The sequence below is a fragment of the Methylobacterium sp. FW102-HT35C08 genome, assembly GCF_058790235.1.
In genome coordinates this window covers 5953683-5970647 of record NZ_JBYTCL010000002.1, presented here as the reverse complement: position 1 = coordinate 5970647, position 16965 = coordinate 5953683, and the positions used below count along the sequence as shown (strand labels likewise).

Annotated in this window: 13 protein-coding genes and 1 other RNA gene; 5 read left to right on the top strand and 9 right to left on the bottom strand. The window is 70.8% G+C overall.

The window, feature by feature from the left end; all coding sequences use genetic code 11:
* Window positions 1–225 precede the first annotated feature (225 nt).
* Both AC3WSN_RS28570 and AC3WSN_RS28565 read left to right on the top strand, forming a co-directional pair.
* Entirely contained in the window at window positions 226–2070 is a 1845-nt protein-coding gene (locus AC3WSN_RS28570; protein WP_492542553.1) for an ABC transporter transmembrane domain-containing protein, read from the top strand.
* A 49-nt stretch (window positions 2071–2119) separates the two neighbouring features.
* The gene (locus AC3WSN_RS28565) at window positions 2120–3142 is read left to right on the top strand and encodes a D-cysteine desulfhydrase family protein (RefSeq protein WP_492542551.1); all 1023 of its coding nucleotides are present in this window, start codon (window positions 2120–2122) and stop codon (window positions 3140–3142) included.
* Window positions 3143–3159: 17 nt separating this feature from the next.
* Here AC3WSN_RS28565 and AC3WSN_RS28560 read toward each other — a convergent pair whose 3' ends face one another.
* The 7 genes from AC3WSN_RS28560 to AC3WSN_RS28530 form a co-directional block, all read right to left on the bottom strand.
* On the bottom strand, window positions 3160–3543 hold the full coding sequence (locus AC3WSN_RS28560) for a methyl-accepting chemotaxis protein (RefSeq protein WP_492542549.1): 384 nt from the start codon (window positions 3541–3543) through the stop codon (window positions 3160–3162).
* A 633-nt stretch (window positions 3544–4176) separates the two neighbouring features.
* Complete coding sequence (locus AC3WSN_RS28555) at window positions 4177–5190, bottom strand: peptidoglycan -binding protein (protein WP_192706550.1); 1014 nt, start codon at window positions 5188–5190, stop codon at window positions 4177–4179.
* Window positions 5190–6164 (bottom strand): MotA/TolQ/ExbB proton channel family protein, encoded by a 975-nt coding sequence (locus tag AC3WSN_RS28550; protein WP_192706549.1) that lies wholly within the window; start codon window positions 6162–6164, stop codon window positions 5190–5192. The genes AC3WSN_RS28555 and AC3WSN_RS28550 overlap by 1 nt, the downstream gene beginning before the upstream one ends.
* A 100-nt stretch (window positions 6165–6264) precedes the next feature.
* Window positions 6265–7083, bottom strand: coding sequence for a TIGR00282 family metallophosphoesterase (locus AC3WSN_RS28545; protein WP_492542547.1), 819 nt, complete (start codon window positions 7081–7083; stop codon window positions 6265–6267).
* 3 nt (window positions 7084–7086) lie between these two features.
* Window positions 7087–7698, bottom strand: coding sequence for a 5-formyltetrahydrofolate cyclo-ligase (locus AC3WSN_RS28540; RefSeq protein WP_492542545.1), 612 nt, complete (start codon window positions 7696–7698; stop codon window positions 7087–7089).
* Window positions 7688–7844: non-coding RNA, 6S RNA (gene ssrS / locus AC3WSN_RS28535), on the bottom strand. The genes AC3WSN_RS28540 and ssrS overlap by 11 nt, the downstream gene beginning before the upstream one ends.
* Before the next feature lie 97 nt (window positions 7845–7941).
* Entirely contained in the window at window positions 7942–9441 is a 1500-nt protein-coding gene (locus AC3WSN_RS28530; RefSeq protein WP_492542543.1) for a glucosamine inositolphosphorylceramide transferase family protein, read from the bottom strand.
* Between the two features lie 261 nt (window positions 9442–9702).
* Between AC3WSN_RS28530 and AC3WSN_RS28525 the strand changes: the two genes are divergently transcribed.
* Together AC3WSN_RS28525 and AC3WSN_RS28520 are read left to right on the top strand one after the other, a co-directional pair.
* On the top strand, window positions 9703–11808 hold the full coding sequence (locus tag AC3WSN_RS28525; RefSeq protein ID WP_492542541.1) for a GumC family protein: 2106 nt from the start codon (window positions 9703–9705) through the stop codon (window positions 11806–11808).
* Window positions 11808–13103, top strand: coding sequence for a VpsF family polysaccharide biosynthesis protein (locus tag AC3WSN_RS28520; RefSeq protein ID WP_492542540.1), 1296 nt, complete (start codon window positions 11808–11810; stop codon window positions 13101–13103). Before AC3WSN_RS28525 ends, AC3WSN_RS28520 begins: the two co-directional genes overlap by 1 nt.
* Window positions 13104–13110: 7 nt before the next feature.
* Here AC3WSN_RS28520 and AC3WSN_RS28515 read toward each other — a convergent pair whose 3' ends face one another.
* The gene (locus AC3WSN_RS28515; RefSeq protein ID WP_492542538.1) at window positions 13111–14346 is read right to left on the bottom strand and encodes a glycoside hydrolase family 5 protein; all 1236 of its coding nucleotides are present in this window, start codon (window positions 14344–14346) and stop codon (window positions 13111–13113) included.
* A complete protein-coding gene (locus AC3WSN_RS28510; protein ID WP_492542536.1) occupies window positions 14346–15527 on the bottom strand; it encodes a DUF1972 domain-containing protein in 1182 nt (393 codons plus the stop codon). The genes AC3WSN_RS28515 and AC3WSN_RS28510 overlap by 1 nt, the downstream gene beginning before the upstream one ends.
* A 190-nt stretch (window positions 15528–15717) precedes the next feature.
* Here AC3WSN_RS28510 and AC3WSN_RS28505 point away from each other — a divergent pair, with 190 nt between their 5' ends.
* On the top strand, window positions 15718–16830 hold the full coding sequence (locus tag AC3WSN_RS28505) for a glycosyltransferase family 4 protein (RefSeq protein ID WP_492542534.1): 1113 nt from the start codon (window positions 15718–15720) through the stop codon (window positions 16828–16830).
* The last annotated feature ends 135 nt before the right edge of the window (window positions 16831–16965 follow it).

The window sequence follows — 16965 nt, the reverse complement described above, 5'->3', positions numbered from 1 at the left end:
TGGCACGCCGGCGGGAAGCGCAGGAGGCGCCGCCCGACCCGGAATGCGGAAGATATCACCGGTTGCACCGAACCGTGGGTTCGTGGCAACGGCACGTCCAAGCCGACCGTGGTGGCGGCCCGCGGCCATTGAACACACGCAATCGGATGAGCGGCGGCGTATACCGCAGGCTCTCCCCGGTCACAAGCGCCGCGGACCGGGAGAACGACTGACACGTGAGGCGTGATGGCCCGTAGACCCAAGGCGGCCGCGGAAGGCCGGCCCAAAGCCCCGCTCAGCGCGCTCCGGCCGCTGCTGCCCTTCGCGCTGCACTATCGCGGGCGAATCGTCGCCGGCCTCATAGCCCTCGTCTGCGCTTCCGCTTCGACGCTGGTCGTGCCGATCGCCATGCGCCGGGTGATCGACCACGGCTTCACGGCCGACGGCTCGGGCGTGATCGATGCCTACTTCCTCGCGCTGCTGGGCGTTGTCGCGGCCTTCGCGCTGTCGAGCGCGGCGCGCGTCTACACGGTGGTGACGCTGGGCGAGCGCGTGGTGGCTGACCTGCGCAGCGCCGTGTTCGCGCGGCTGACGCAGCTGGATCCGGCCTTCTTCGACCGGGCCCAGTCCGGCGAGATCGTCTCGCGCCTCACGGCGGACGCGACGCAGATCAAGTCGGCCTTCGGCGTGTCGGTCTCGATCCTGCTGCGCAACCTGTTCCTGTTCGTGGGCGCCACCGCCATGATGGTGATCACGAGCCCGCGTCTCTCCGTGATGGTGCTGGCGGCCATCCCGGTCATCGTGTTCCCGCTGATCTTCTCCGGCCGCGGCGTGCGGCGGCGCTCCCGCGCCGCGCAGGACCGCTTGGCCGATGCCTCCGCCTACGCCGCCGAGGCGGTCGGGGCGGTTCGGACCATGCAGGCCTTCGGTCGCTCGGCCACGACTGCGGCCCGGTTCGCGGCCGCCTCCGAGGACGCCTACGCGGCCGCCCGCGCCTCGATCCGCGCCCGGGCCCTGCTGACCGGCGTCGCGATCTTCCTGATCTCCGCGTCGGTGGTCGGGGTGATGTGGTACGGCGCCCAGGGCGTCCTCAACCATACGATGACAGGCGGCGAACTCTCGCAATTCGTGCTCTACGCGGTCTTCGGCGCGGGCGCCCTCGGCCAGCTCTCCGAGGTCTACGGCGACCTCGCCATGTCGGCCGGGGCGGCCGAGCGCCTCACCGAGATCCTCGCCGCCGAACCCGCGATCCGCGCGCCGTCGCCGGCCCTGCCGCTGCCCGACCCTGCGCGGGGGGCCGTGGCCTTCGAGGATGTGCGCTTCGCCTATCCGACCCGCCCGGAACACGCCGCCCTCAGCGGCCTCAGCTTCGCGGCCGCGCCCGGCGAGCGCATCGCCATCGTGGGGCCGTCCGGGGCCGGTAAGTCGACGGTGTTCCAGCTGCTCCTGCGCTTCTACGATCCCCAGGCCGGCCGGATCGTGGTCGACGGAGCCAATATCACGCAGGTCGATCCCGAGAACCTGCGCGCCCGCATCGCCCTGGTTCCGCAGGACCCGGTGGTTTTCTCCGGGACCGTCAGCGAGAACATCCGCTATGGCCGCCCCGAGGCCGCAGAGGCGGAGGTCCGGCGCGCGGCCGAGCTCGCCAACGCGCACGGCTTCATCACCGCCCTGCCGCAGGGCTACGCGACCCAGGTGGGCGAGCGCGGCGTGACGCTCTCGGGCGGCCAGCGGCAGCGCGTCGCCATCGCGCGGGCCATTCTCAAGGACGCGCCGATCCTGCTCCTCGACGAAGCGACTTCGGCGCTGGACGCCGAATCCGAGCGCGCCGTCCAGGCCGCCCTCGACACGCTGATGCAGGGACGCACCACCCTGGTGATCGCACATCGGCTGGCCACGATTCGTGCTGCGGACCGTATCCTGGTGCTCGACGACGGCCGTATCGTCGAGACCGGGACCCACGAGACCCTGCTGGCGCAGGGCGCGCTGTACGCGCAGCTGGCGAACCTGCAATTCACCGACGCGCTGGATGAGACCGCCCGGGGCAAGGAGCCGCGAACGCGCGGCGAGCGTCTGCCGGCGGCAGAATGAGGCGCGCTGCACCGCGACAGGCACGGCCCCACCGTGTAGGACTGTTGCGATGCCGACGTTCGACCTCGCCCGCTTCCCGCGCCTGCCGCTGCTGACGCAGCCGACGCCGATCGAGCCCCTGGACGGGCTGACGCGCCATCTCGGCGACACCCTCAACGGCGTGCGGATCTTCGTGAAGCGCGACGACTTGGCGGGGATCGGGCTCGGGGGCAACAAGCTGCGCAAGCTCGAATACCTGCTCGGCGCGGCCCGAGCGGAGGGCGCCGACACCGTCGTCACGGTCGGCGCCATCCAGTCGAACCACGCGCGGCTCACCGCGGCCGCGTCCGCGCAGGCAGGCCTCGCCTGCGAGCTGTTCCTGACACGCAGCGTGCCGCGCCAGGATCCGGACTATACCGGCAACGGCAACCGGCTGCTCGACGACGTGTTCGGGGCCACGGTTCACGAGCTGCCGGGCGACGCGGATTCCCTGGCGGCCGCCGAGGCGCGGGCCGCAGAGCTTCGGGGCCAGGGCCGCCGGGTCTACACCTTCCCGTCCGGCGGCTCGAGCCCGACCGGCTGCCTGGGATACGCGAACTGCGCCGCGGAGATCCTGTCTCAGGCGGACCAGCTGGGTCTGAGCTTCGCGCAGATCGTCACGGCGAACGGCAGCGCCGGCACCCATGCCGGCCTCGTGGCGGGCCTCGCCGCCATGGGCCTCGACACGACGCTGGCCAAATCCTTCGCGGTGCTCGCCGAGGACACGCGCGCCCGCGCAGAAGTGCTCGAGAAGGCGAACGCCACGCTCGCGCTGATCGGGTCCGAGCGGCGCGTGTCGCCGCAGGACATCAACCTCGACGGCACGCATCGCGGGCCGGGCTACGGCATCCCCACCGACGGCATGCTCGAGGCGGTTCGGCTCATGGCACGGACGGAGGGCAAGCTCCTCGACCCGGTCTACAGCGGCAAGGCCTTCGCGGGCCTGCTGCACGATGTCCGGGCCGGCCTGTACCCGGCAGGGTCGTCCGTGCTGTTCCTGATGACGGGCGGGACGCCCGGCCTGTTCGCCTACAAGGAAGCGCTCGCCGGCTGAGGCCGCCCTCAAGGCCTTCAGGCGCGCGCGCGCCGCATCGCATCGGCCTTGTCGTGCGACCGCTGGGCCGCGGCCTGAATGCGGCCGACCTGCGACACCAGCGTGTCCGTGGCCCTGGCCATCTGCCCGGCCAGATCCTTCACCTCCGCGGCGGCAGCCGCGAAGCCGCGCCCAGTCTCGCCGTTGCGGGCCGCCGCGATCGAGGCTCGGAGGGCCATCAGGCCGGTCTGTCCGGCGATCGCGGCCAGCAGGCCGCTCACGTCCTCGCCCGCCAAGAGATCATGGGCGGGAGCGGCCGCCGCCTCGACCGCCCGCAGGCGGATCAACCCGTCCTCGAAAACCCGCATGGCCGCCGCGACGGCTTCGGCCTGCGCGCTGGCCTTCTCAGGACCACGTTCCATTGTGGCCGTCTCGAAAGACGTCGTCCCGCAGAGTTCGGGCGCCGTTCGCCCGTCGGGGCACGTTGATACGTTGCGATTCGACATCGATCCCACCCTCCTCGGATCGCCCGCACCCTGCGGCATCAAGGATAACGCAGAGTTAATTTTATATGGGTGCTGGCAGAGAGCCGGAGCGCAAAGCTTTTTCCGGTTTTACTCTTGTTGTTGTCCAGCGCGATTTGCTCATTGCCCGCAGGAGCGGACCAGATTTCGCGAGAGATCTCTTCCCGCCAGGGGAGACTGGCCAGACAAATACTATCTGCCAATCTGCAGAAACATGCGAACGGCCCGACCCATGAGATCGAGTGGCGGCGTGGGTCGCCAGCTTCGGCCTTGCGAGACGCTGCGCGGGCAAGGAGCGTACGGGCGAGCCGCGATAACCGGCTCCTCCCCCGTCCTCGCCCTCATCCTGAGGTGCCCGCGTCAGCGGGCCTCGTAGAAGGGCTCCAGGGACGGCGCGGCTGGCTCGGGGCCTTCTTCGAGGCCTGCGCTGCGCTCCGGCGCCTCAGGATGAGGTCGCGGAGGGAATGTCCCAACCCCGGCCCGCCATCAGCGTCCCGTCATCGATCGTTTCAAGGCGCCCCAGGAACGGCTTCAGCGCTCCGTGAGCTTCATCTCGATCCGGCGGTTGCGGGCGTAGGCCTCTTCGGTGGTGCCGGCATCGAGCGGCTGGAACTCGCCGAAGGCGCCGGCCAGGAGATGCTGGGCGGGGATCCCCTTGCCGGCCAGATACTGCACCACCGCGATGGCGCGGGCGGCCGAGAGGGCCCAGTTGGACGGGAATTGCGACGTGTTGATCGGCCGGGCATCGGTATGGCCGTCGACCCGCAGCACCCAGGGCAGATCCGCCGGGATCTGCTTGGCGAGGTCCGCGATGGCGCCGGCGATGCGGTCCAGTTCGGGGCCGGCCTCGGGCTTCAGGGTCGCGGAACCGGCGGGGAACAGCACCTCGGATTGCAGCACGAAGCGGTCGCCGACCACGCGGATATCCGGGCGGTTGCCGAGGATCTGGCGAAGGCGTCCGAAGAAGTCCGACCGGTACCGGGCAAGTTCCTGGACTTTCTGGGCCAGCGCGACGTTCAGCCGGCTTCCGAGCTCGGCGATGCGCGCCTGAGATTCCCGGTCACGGCTCTCGGAGGCCGCGAGGGCGTCCTCCAGGGCTGCGAGCTGGCGGCGCATGGCGCTGATCTGCTCGTTGAGCAGATCGACCTGCGACAGCGCCCGCTTGGTCGCGCCCCGCTCGGCCTCGAGCTGCTTATCGAGAGCACCCGCCGCGCCCTGGCTGACCGTCGCGGCCTCGGCCTGGGACTTGGCCTGGTCGCGCTCGGCCTCGACGCCGGCGAGCGTCGTGCGGAGATTCCGGGCCTCGTCCTCCTGGCTGCGACGGTTCGAGCGCTCCAGGGCGAGGAGATCGGTCAGGTCGGCGATCTGCCGGTTGAGTCTGACCAGCGTCTCGTCCCGGCCGGTGAGTTCCTGAGACAGGAAGAACTGGCCGACGACGAAGATCGTGAGCAGGAACACCACCGACAGCAGCAGCGTCGCCAGCGCGTCGACGTAGCCGGGCCAGACATTGAGCGTGCGCCGCGTGCGGGTCGCCGTGGAGGCCACTACACCCGCTCCCGGCCGAGCCGGTCGAGCACCTGCTTCAGCTCGCGCTCACGGCTCGCCTGCGCCTCGACCCAGTCGCGGATCATCTGCTGCTCGGCGCGCATGTGCTGGACGAGGCCCTGAATGCCCTCGGCGAGGTTGGTCATGGCGAGCGTGGCAGCGCGGCTGCCCCCGCCCTCGGCCACCAGGGCGCTCAGGCGATCGATCGCGTCCTTCAGCTCCTGCGTGCCGGCGGCCGGCCGGGCCACCACGACCCCCGCCTCGGCGGAAGTCTCGCCGGACATCAGCCAGTCCTGCAATTCGTTGTGGAACCGGGCATGGGCCTGGCCCGCCTGCAGTTCCAGGAAGCCGGTGATCAGCGAGGAGGCGAGGCCGAACAATGAGGCCGAGAAGGCGAGGCCGATTCCCGACAGCGGCACGGCCAGGCCGGATTTCAGCTCGTCGAACATCACCCCGGCATCGCCGCCGCCGCGCATCCCCTTGATCACACCGCCCACCGCCGAGAGCGTGTCGATGAGGCCCCAGAACGTGCCGAGCAGGCCGAGCAGGATCAGGATGCCGGCGATGTAGCGCAGCATCTCGCGGCCCTCGTCGAGGCGCACCGCGATCGTGTCGAGATAGCCGGCGGTCCCCGGAAGGGTCGTCCCGGCGGCCCGCGCCGCGATCATCGGCGCCATGGGGGCCAGGAGCGCCGGTGGCCGCTTGGCCTGGGCGCCGCGCGCCACGGCGTTGACGTAGCTGGTCTCGCGGAACAGCCGGATGACCTGGCCGAAGGCGATCAGCACCGCGATCAGCAGCACGCCGAGGATAAGCCCGTTGAGTCCGGGATTGGCCAGGAAGGCCGGCGTGATCTGCTTGAACAAGATGAAGGCTAGGAAGCCGACGAGGATCAAAAAGATCAGCATCCGCCCGAGATAGATCCCGGGCCGTGCCAGCGGCTCTCTCTTGACTTCGCCGGTATCGCGGGCGGCCATCGATCGCTTTAGCCTAATCTCGAGATGCGGCCGCCGGCGGCGCCCGTCGCGGCCACTGTGGGGGCAGGCTAGCACGCGATCAAGTCACGCGAAGGACACGCTAATCCCAGAAGTGCGGCGCGCTCTCCTCGAGATTCGGCCCGAGGCGCAGGGCCGCGACCCGGGTGGCGAGGCCGCGCGCGTCGGTCTCGACGGCGATCCCGCAGAGCGTTCCCTCGCCGATGGCGACCTCCCAGCGGGATCCCGGCGTCTTCTGGATCATGCGGCGGATCGGCTCGTCCTTCTGCATGCCGATGACCGAGTCGTAATCGCCGCACATGCCGGCATCCGACATGTAGGCCGTGCCGCCAGGCAGGATCCGGTGGTCGGCGGTGGGAGTATGGGTGTGGGTCCCGACCACGAGGCTCGCGCGGCCGTCGAGGTAATGGCCGAAGGCCTGCTTCTCGCTGGTCGCCTCCGCGTGGACGTCGACCACCACGGCGTCGGCCGCCGCGCCGAGGGGGCAGGCGGTGAGCTCCCGCTCGACCGCAGCGAAGGGATCGTCCATCGCGTCGAGGAAGACCCGACCCATGACGTTGACCACGAGGACGCGCGCGCCCGCCTGCGTCTCGATGACCGTCGCCCCGCGGCCGGGCGTGCCGGGCGGGTAGTTCGCCGGGCGCACCAGCCGGGGCTGGCGGGCGATGAACACCAGGGCCTCGCGCTGGTCGAAGCTGTGGTTGCCGAGCGTCACGGCGTCGGCGCCGGCCTGGATCAGCTCGTCGCAGATCGTCTCGGAGATGCCGAAGCCGCCGGCCGCGTTCTCGCCGTTCACCACCACGCAGTCGAGGCGCCAGCGCTCGCGCAGGCGCGGCAGGCGCTCGCAGACCACATTGCGGCCCGAGCGGCCGACGACGTCGCCGAGGAAGAGCAGGCGCATGGGTCAGGCCATCCTGTCGAAACGGATGACCTCCGCTTCCGTGATCACGAAACGCAGCGGCCGGTCGTGCGGCTCGGCGGGCACGTCCGAGACCTCCTGGGCGGCGAACCCGATCCCGACGGTCAGGATCGGCCGATGGCGCGACAGTCGCGTGATCGCGCCATCGTAGTAGCCGCGACCGTAGCCGATGCGCTGACCGGTCCGGTCGAAGGCCGCGAGGGGCACGATCAGGGCGTCGGGATCGACGGGGGGCAGCGCGGGATCCGGCTCGCTCAGGCCAAAGCGGCCGGCGACCAGGGCCTCGCCCAGGCGCCACTCCCGGAAGACGAGGCCCTCCGGCGTCACATGGGGGAGCGCCACGGCCTGCCCGCGGGCGAGCAGGCCCTCGGCGGCGGGACGCGGATCCACCTCACTGCGGATCGGCCAGAAGGCCCCGACCAGGCGGGCATCGGTGAGTTCGGGCAGCGCGAGCAGCGCCCGGGCGATCACCGCCGAGGCGGCCTGCCGCGCGGCCGGGTCGAGCGCGTCGCGCGCCGCGAGGGCCCCGCGCCGGAGTTCCGCCTTGCGCGCCACGTCGGGAGAGACGGTATCGGGAGAAGTCGGGTGCGGAGCCACGTGAGCCGTTGGAGGATCGATCCCGGGAAACCTACAGCGTAGGTGGGCGCCGTGTTGGCCAAGTCCAGGGACGAGGCCAGGGACAGCTCCCGAGGGAGTCGATAAGGCCCCGGGGATAGTGCTCCTGACGAACTCTGCAGCCCCGCCACCGACATGTAGCTGTCCGGGCAGCCAACCGCCAGGGCCAGGCCGGCTAAAAATCGGTTCCCCGCCGCCGCGTCAGGGACGGGGAACGAGACGGCGTCAGAACCGCCGCGCGCGGGCGGCACCGTCGATGCATTCGATGCCGCCGCCGGCGTTCAGGGTATGCAGGCGGCTGCCCGGCCAGCCTGGGCCCGGCGCAATCCGGGCGAGGACGGTCTGCGCGAAGCCCGCGCCGTCGAGCCGGTCGATCCGCGCCAGCGCCAGGGCGCGGCCGTAGCCGGCGGCGCAATCCTGGATCGGGCGGATCAGATGTCCGCCGCGCGCGACGATGCGCCCGGCCGGACGGGCGAGCGCGGGATCGACCAGCACCGGATTGGACGGATGCGGCGTGTAGGGCCCCCGGAAGTCCGGTGCGGACCAGAGGTAGAGGGCGTCGTGGAAGGAGCCCGCACCGGCCGGCGCGTCGCGCTCGGCATCGCGCACGGTGGCGAAGATCCACCAGTGCCCCCCATGCTCGACCAGGGTCGCATCGCTCGCGACCACGCCGGACAGGAGCGTCGTCTCCTTGACCCAGCCGCCGGGAAAGCGCGTCGCGCGATACAGGTCGACCGTGCCGGCCGCAGAGCTTTCCGGCACCATCCAGACCGAACCCGCGCGTTTGAAGACGAACGGATACGAGAGGTGGTGGGGCTCCTCCAGAACCGGGACGGGCGCGCCTTCGGGACCGTCCGGACCGAAGCGGACTGCCGAGATGATGGCCTTTCCGGTCGCGTGCGGAAAATCCTCGACGAAGAGGTGGGTCGTTCCGGCAACGGCAATCGGGAACGGATCGGCGTAGAAACGGCGACCGTCATCCGGCAGCACGGTCCAGCCCGAGTCGGGCAACCGCCCGAGATCGATCAGGTCGGGTCCCACGAGGCGCCGCCATCCGCAACGCCAGTGCGGGGCGTTGTAGCAGAGGCGGTAGAGCCGGTGGACGAGCGCGCCGGCGAGCATCCGCCCGGCCTGCCTGCCGAAAACCGGCAGCGCCAGGCCACCGGATCGAGCCTCCGGCTCGGCCGAGCCGGCCGGCGCGGCCGCGCGCCCCGCGATCCGGTCGCGCAGGGCCGCGGTGATCACCGTCACCGTGCGGGCCAGCGCATCGTCGAAGCTCGGGAGCACGACGCCCGGCCGGTCGGCGCCGAGACGGCTCTCGGCGATGATCCGGCCGTCCGCCGCCAGCGTGGCACGCGGAACGGCGTGGGCGAGCAGAGAGGCGAGCAGCGCCGCCTCGCCCGGCGCGCCGTCATAGGCCAGCTGCCAGGTCGCAGGACCGGGCGGGACGTCGCCGCACACGTCGATCACGAGATCGGCTGCCGTGCCGCGGTGACGCCACCGGTCGAGTTCGTGTAGCGGAAGGGGCGCCGATCCGAGCGGCTGCAGGCCATGGACCAGGGCCTCGAGCCGGAAGAGCAGATCGGCGCTGGACGGCCATGCCCCAGGCCCGGGCGCATCGTCGACGCTCACGCTCAGGATTTCGGGGATGTCTGAGATCCGCCGCAGCAGCGCAGCCTGCCACCGGAGCGGTCGCGTCCCGTCGAGGCGAACTCTCACATGCATCGGCGTTCGCGCTCCGGCCCAGCGCGATGATCCGTCGCTCCGTGGACCGTGCAACGCTATATACCGTCAGCCGTATCGAGAACGATAACATCGCGAAAAGGCGCTCAAACCTGTGAAGAGCGTTTACCAACGTTCCAGTAATCAGCGTTTCTCGCTCGACCGATCGCAGTTATCACGGCTTGTCAGAAGCCCGCGCGACTCTTGCAGCAGGGCATGTCACCCGGGCGGGACTGACCTGGATTGAGACGACGGTGACCGATCGTGGCACGGATCGACCCTAATATCGCTGTCGCAACCTGGCTCACCCCCGTGCAGCCCGGTTATCCCGAGCGGCCGAGCCCCAGCCAGCCGGAGACCACGGCCGAATTCGGAGATCTTTGGCGCATCCTGTGGCGTCGCAAGCGGCTCGTCTTCGGGACGGCCTTGCTGCTTGGCCTGCTGGGCCTGGCTTACGCCCTGATCACTCCGTCCCTCTACACCGCAACAGCCCAGATCCTGATCGATCCGCGCGACCGGCAGGTCGTGTCCAACGACGTCAATCCGGGTGCGCTCTCTCCGGACGGCGGCATCGCGCAGGTCGAGAGCCAGGTGCGGGTGATCGAATCGGACGTGGTCCTCGGACGCGCCGTCGCGCAGGCCGGACTGGAGAAGGAACCCGGTTTCGGGGTGCCGCAGGACAATCGCGTGCTCAGCGCGCTGGCCGCCCTGCGGGAGATGATCACCGGTCCCAGGGTTGAGCGGCGTGTCGATCCGCGCGGCCGTGCGCTCGACCAGCTGCGGCGGCGCCTCGCGGTGAAGCGCGCCGACAAGGTTTTCGTGATCGACGTCGTCGTCACGACAACGGACCCGGACCTCTCGGCCCGCATCGTCAACGCCATCGCGAACGCCTACCTGGCGGACCAAACAGATGCCCGATCCGATGCCGCAAAGCGCGCGGCGGGCGACCTGCGGGGCCGGCTCGACGAGCTGCGCAAGGCGGTCAACGTCGCCGACAAGAAGCTCGAGGATTACAAGGCCCGCAACGGGTTGATCGCTTCGAGCGGCCGCCTGGTGAACGAGCAGCAGCTGACCGATTTGAATACCCGGCTGGTGGCCGCCCAGGCCCGGACAGCCGAGGCGAAGGCGCGCCTGCAGGGCATTCGCAGCGCCCGCGGGCAGCCGGTCGGGTCCGGCGCGATGCCGGAGGCGGTCCAGTCCTCCGCGATCGACCGCCTGCGCGGCCAGTACGCCGAACTCGCCGCCAAGGAGGCGGATCTGCGCACCAATCTGGGGGAGCGCCACCCCTTCATCGCCGCCGTGCGCACACAGATGCAGGACGTCCGTCGGCTGATCGACGCGGAACTCAACCGCATCGCGGGCGCCGCCGAGACCGAGGCTCAGCGCGCCCAGGCCAATGAGCGGACGCTGACGGCCGAGCTGGAGAAGCTGCAGCGGCAATCGGCGGTGACCGCCCAGTCGTCCGTGCAGCTGCGCGAACTGGAGCGCGAGGTCGAGGCGGCGCGCTCGGTCTACAACAATTTCCTGGTCCGGGCCCGCGAGATCAAGGAGCAGACCAGCATCGACAGCTCCAACGCCCGGATCATCACGGCGGCCCGGCCACCGCAGGATCCGAGCTGGCCGCCCCGGCTGATCCTGGTCGCCGCAGCGCTCGCCGGCGGACTTGGCCTCGGCGCGGGCCTCGCGCTGACGCGGGAGTACCTCGCGCCGACCGTTCTCTCCTCGCGTCAGCTCGAAAGGCTCTCGAACGCGCCGGTCGTCTCCGTGCTGCCGGGCGCTCGGCCGAGCCGCGCTAACGCGGCGGCCGCGGGCTTCACCCTCGACCATCTCGCGGCGACATCGGGGAGCCGCGCACCCTCGCTGGCGCTGCTCGTGACGTCCGGCAAGGCGGATGACGCGCAGCGCCGGGCCGTCATCCGACTGCTTGCGTCGGTCGCGGTCGGGCGCGGGGACCGGGTGCTGCTCGTGGACGCGGATCTGCGCGCGGACGGGTCCGGCACGGGCGGCCTTCTCGACGTGTTGCGCAGCGAGCAGAGCCTCAACGCGGTCACGCAGACGGATCCGAAATCCGGAATCCGCCGGATCGGCCTCGGCGACACCCAGAAACCGATCCGCGACGCGCTCACCCAGGCCAACATCGAGCGCTTCATCGCGGGGGTGAAGGGCCGGTTCGAGCTGGTGATCATCGACGGCGGCGTGCTCACCGAGAACCTGCGGCTCGGCCCCTTGGCGGCCGCAGCGGACAGGCTGCTCCTGGTCGCCTGCAACGGCACGACGCGCCAGAGCGACCTGATCGACCTCGTCGACACCTCAGAGACGCTGGGGCGGCCGATCTCGGGCTCCGTGCTGCTGGGCGGACGCCGGGCTTGATGGGTTCGCGTCCGGCCTCGATCGGGCACCGCTTCGATGCGCCCCCGCGGGCGGGCACGGGCGTGCTGGCGCGGGCCGAGACCGTGGCTTTCCTGCTCTGGACGCTGGCGCTCGTCGGCGTCTCGGGCGGCCTCCTCTGGGCACTCGGGCTCAATTACGACGGGATCAGCGGCTCGGCGCCGTCCAAGATCCATCCGGCCACATACATGGCGGTCGCGCTGTTCGGCTGGGTTATGCTGCGCGCCGGCAACCCGGTCATTCCGGTGGCCAAGGCGCTGACCCGCCGCCCGGCCAGCGTTCTGCTGGCGGTCTGCGGCGTCCTGCTCCTCGTCCTGATCGCGGCCCGGGGCGGGACGGGCCTCGCAGGCTCGATCGACACGTTCGTGCTGGCCGGCCTCGTCCCGATCCTGCTCATGGACCGCGACGATGCCATGCTCGGGCGGCTCGAGACCGTGTTCCACCTGGTCATGCTCGCCAACGCCCTGCTCGGGCTCTACGAGGCTGTGAGCGGCCAGCGCTTCTTCCCGTTCCGGTTCGACGGGGTCGCCTTCGAAACCGATACCCGGTCTGCGGCGCTCCAGGGTCACCCGCTCGCCAACGCCACCATGACGGCCTGCTACATCCTCGCCCTAGCCAAGGGCGGCGGCCGGCTCGCTCCACCCTTGCGCGCCGGCATGATCGCCGTTCAGCTCGTCGCGCTGGTCACCTTCGGCGGCCGCTCGGCCACCGTGACGACGCTCGTCCTCGGCAGCGGCGTCGGACTTGTCGCGCTGAACCGGACGCTGCGCAGCGGCCGGATCCCGCTCGCCGGTGCGGCCTGCGCCTGCTTCGCCCTCACGCTGGTGCCGCTGGCCGTGGCGGCCCTGGCCGAGATCGGCTTCTTCGACACGCTGTTGAGCCGCTTCGTCTCCGACGGCGGCAGCGCGCAGGCCCGCGTCGACATGCTGGCGATCTTCGACGCCATCCCGCTCCGGCAGCTGTTGTTCGGGCCGGACCTCCTCCAGGTGAGCACCCTGCGGCGGATCTACGGGCTGGAATGGGGCATCGAGAACTCGATCATCTCGGACGTCTTCTATCACGGCGTCCTGGTGACGGCGGTGCTCGTGCTGGCGGTGGGCCTCTACCTCACGGAGGTCGCGCGCACCTGCCGGCGGGGCGTCTGGCTCCCGATCCTCGCCTTCGTGATCCTGGTCAACACCTTCGAAGGCTTGGCCGGCAAGACCACGATGCTCGCCAAGTTCGCCCTGATGCTGATCGTCCTGTTCCCGCCCGGCCGACGCGCCCCGCGCAGCTGAGGACGCCTCAGCGCCGCAGGCCGAGCGCTGGCACGAGGCCTGGATCGACGACGTGGGCATCGCTCATCAGGCCGAGCCCGTCGAACAGGTTCCAGAACGACCACCCGAAGCCCGCCCGCTCCGCCGCCTCGCGCACGTCACGGATGTAGGCGGCGCGATCGGGCGCGCGCGCGGCCGTGAACCGGGCATCGGTGCGCAGAGCCCCGAACTCGCCCATGAGAAGGGCGGCGGGCGGGATGCCGTAGAGGTCGGCCCAGGTCGAGACGGGGGCCATCGCCCGGGCGATGTAGGCCGGACCGGGCTCGGCCGCGAAGTACTCGCGCAGCTTGGCCTCGATCACCGCCAGGTCGCGGGTCTTCTCCGCCTGCGGAACCGCGGGGTTGGCGTCCATGTGGGCCCGGACCGCCGCGAGCGTCTCCTTCAGGCTGCCGTGGGTGCCGAGCCACGGCACGGCGTTGAGCCAGCGGTAGAACGGCTCCTCGGTGAGCCACGTCGCGCCCTGGTGGGAGAACAGGTAGGGCTCATAGAAGTGGAAGGTGTAGAGGAGCGGCGCGAACGTCCGGAGCGAGGCCGGATCGAGGGCCGTCAGCCCGTCGACGAGGCTGCCGCAGGCGCCGGTCGCCACCAGGGTGAGCGACGGCGCGGCCGTGCGCGCGGCCGTGAGGAGGCTCGCTTGGACGCGGTTCCAGGCGAGCGCTCCGCAGGCCTGCGGCGGCTCGTTGACCGGCTCCAGCGCCACCCGGTCGGCGCCCTTCCGGGCGCACAGACGGGCCAGATCGACGATGAGATCCCGATAGGCCTGGAAGAGCGGGGCCCGGTCGGATCCGTAGAAGGCGTCCGGCGTGTAGTGGTGCGTCGCCGCGTTCGCCTGGACATTGACCAGGACGCGCATCCCATTCGCCAGCACGGCGTCGATCGCAGACGACAGATCGCCAAGGAGTTCGCTGCGCCGCGCGCCGGTAAAGGCGACGAAGGGACCGGGATCGAGCGGAAGACGCGCGAAGTCGAAGCCGAGCGCCGCGAGCTGGCGCAAGTCGGATCGGCTCGGCACTGGCCGGTCCGCCTGGAACGGCGGCCAGGCATAATCGGTTCGCGGCGCCGGAAATTCGGTGGTGAGCGAGAACCAGGGCCAGAGCGCGATCCCGCGGCGGAGCCGCAGCGGCTCCACGTCGCTCCGGGCCGGGCGCGGTCCCGCCGCCGCGACGGCGAGGCCGCCCGCCAGGAGCGCCCGCCGGCTCGGCATTACAACTCCGTTCCCGCGGTTGCTCGGGCGGGCGCGACGACGGGCGGCGGGCGGCGGGGTGGCGCCTTCGGGTAGCCGCCGACCCGCCGCACCTCGTCCTCGTAGGCCGCCAGCACGTCGTCCCAGCGGAAGCTCTCGGCGCGCCGCCGCGCCGCCAAGCGGGCGCTGTTGACCGCGGTCGCGTCGGCCAGCACGCGCTCGATCGCGGCGGCGCAGGAAACACCGTCCGTGAAGTAGAACTGCGCCTCGCCCGCGGTGCCGCGGTTGAACGGGTTGTCGTGGGCGATCACCGCGTTGCCCGCCCACAGGGCCTCCACCAGCGAGGGGTTGGTGCCGCCCACCGTGTGGCCGTGCAGGTAGGCGCGGGCGTGGACCCGCAGGGCCTGGACCTGGTCGGCGTCGTAGATGGCGCCGGGGAACAGCACCTCGGGCGAGGCGGCATCCTCCACGGCGCGGTGGTAGGGATCGCCGACCGTCATCGTGCCGAGCACCACGAGCCGCATCCCCCTCGGCCGACGCGAGAACGCCTCGACCAGCGTCAGGATGCTGTTGTCCGGCTCGATGCGGGCGATCGAGACGAGGTAACGATCGGGTTCCAGGCCGAGCGGCGGCCGCCCGAGACCCGGCGGCGGCGGATCGCCCCCGTAGGGGATGGTCGCGATGGCGTCGCGCGTGCGGCGCTCGGCGAGATGATCGGCGATGGCCGGATGGTCCGCGACCAGGCGCTGGGACGACCAGGCGGCGATCCACTCGCTGACATAGAAGAACGCCCTGACCGGCAGAGACCATTTCGGGCGGCGCCACTCGATCCCGTCCATGTTGGTCAGGATCCGGCCACCGCGGGCGCGCAGATAGGGCAGGAACACCGCCCCGTTATAGCCCAGCACGAGGCAGACCCCGTCCCGATTGGCGGCGTCGTGGGCGCAGATCGCATCGAAGGCCAGCGTGGCGGCCGGGCCGCGCAGGCCGACCTCGACGGTGATCAGCTCGACGCCCTCCCAGAAACGCGACGAGACCCGTGTGCCCACGCGATCGACGTCCTTCTGGCAATACACCCCGACGCGCCAGCCGCGGCTGGCCATATGGAGCGCGAAGCGTTCAGCGAAAGTCTCGAATCCGCCATGGGCGGCCGGGATGCCGCGCGTTCCGAGAATAAGTACCGCGGGCGCGCGATCCGACATCGTCCTTCCTTCTCAGCCTGCCCCTCATATTGTATTAGGCCTGTGAACACCAACCCTGTTAGTCAAATTTTCAACCTTAGGTTTATAGTTGATCACCGGAACCAATCTTCCAGCGGGTAGATCGACATAGAAGATGACTTGTTCCGGGGGTGATCGCGGCGTGCCTGAGCGGGGACTACGCATAAGCTGCGTGCACCAGGGCTACGAACTCTACGGGTCCGACCGCTGCTTCATCGAGACGGTGCGCGCCCTGCGGGCCGCCCATCCGTGGGCAGAGATCGACGTGGTCCTACCCCAAGCCGGCCCGATCGTCGCGGCCTTGGAGCCCTATGCGTCTCGAATCGTGGTCGAGCCGCTCTGGATCCTGCGTCGCAAGAACCTGCCGCGCCTCGCCACGCTGGGCATGATGGCGCTGCCGAGTGCGGTGCTGCGCGCGCTGCGACGGATCCGTGCGAGCGACCTCGTCTACATCAACACCTCCGTCGTGGCCGATTACCTGCTGGCCGCCCGGCTGAGCCCCGGGCGCAGCATCGTGCACGTCCACGAGATCGCGGAGGGGGCGGTGCTGGCGGTCCTGCGCGGGCTGATCCGCTGGAGCGGCGCCAGCGTGGTGTTCAACTCGCGCGCCACCGAGCGCGCCTTCGCGCTGCCGCCGCGCCTCCTGACGCGGGTGGTCTACAACGGCATCGCCGGGCCGGCCGAGCCGAACCCGTCGACCTACGACGGGACGCGTCCGCTCCGGGTGCTGATGCTCGGGCGGATCAGCCGGATCAAGGGCCAGGACGTGCTGATCGAGGCGCTGGCCTCCCTCCCGGAGTCGACGCGGCGTCGGATCGAACTGCGCATCGTCGGCAACGCCTTCGAGGACGAGGCCCGCGAGCGCGCCCTGGTGGCCCGGATCGCCGAGACCGGCCTGTCGGACCAAGTCAGCCTCCGGCCGTTCGTGGCCGCCCCGGACACGCTCTATCGCTGGGCCGACGTGGTGACCATGCCGTCGCAGCGGCCCGAATCCCTCGGGCGGGTGGCCATCGAAGCCATGTCGTACGGGGTGCCGCCGCTGGTGACCGCGATCGGCGGGCTGCCGGAGGTCGTCGATGACGGCAGGACCGGATGGATCGTGGCGCCCGGCGGCCCTCAGCCGCTCGCCGACGCGCTGGCGCGGATCGTCGCCGAACCGGAGAGCTGGCGAGACTTCGGCCGTGCGGCACGCGCGCGCTACGAGGCCCTCTTCTCGGAACGCTCGGCGGCCGACGGCATCACCACCATGGTGCAGGCGACCCTGAGCCGATCGTCGGCACCGTGAACAGGGCTGCCAACCCGTGCGAAGCCGGAGGCAGCCCCGTATTCGGCCGCGAATGGTCCGGTATCGCGTTCCATGTTATGAGCGGCCCGCTCCTCGACCGGAACCAGTCTAAGACGGCTGATTTAGAGAGCACGC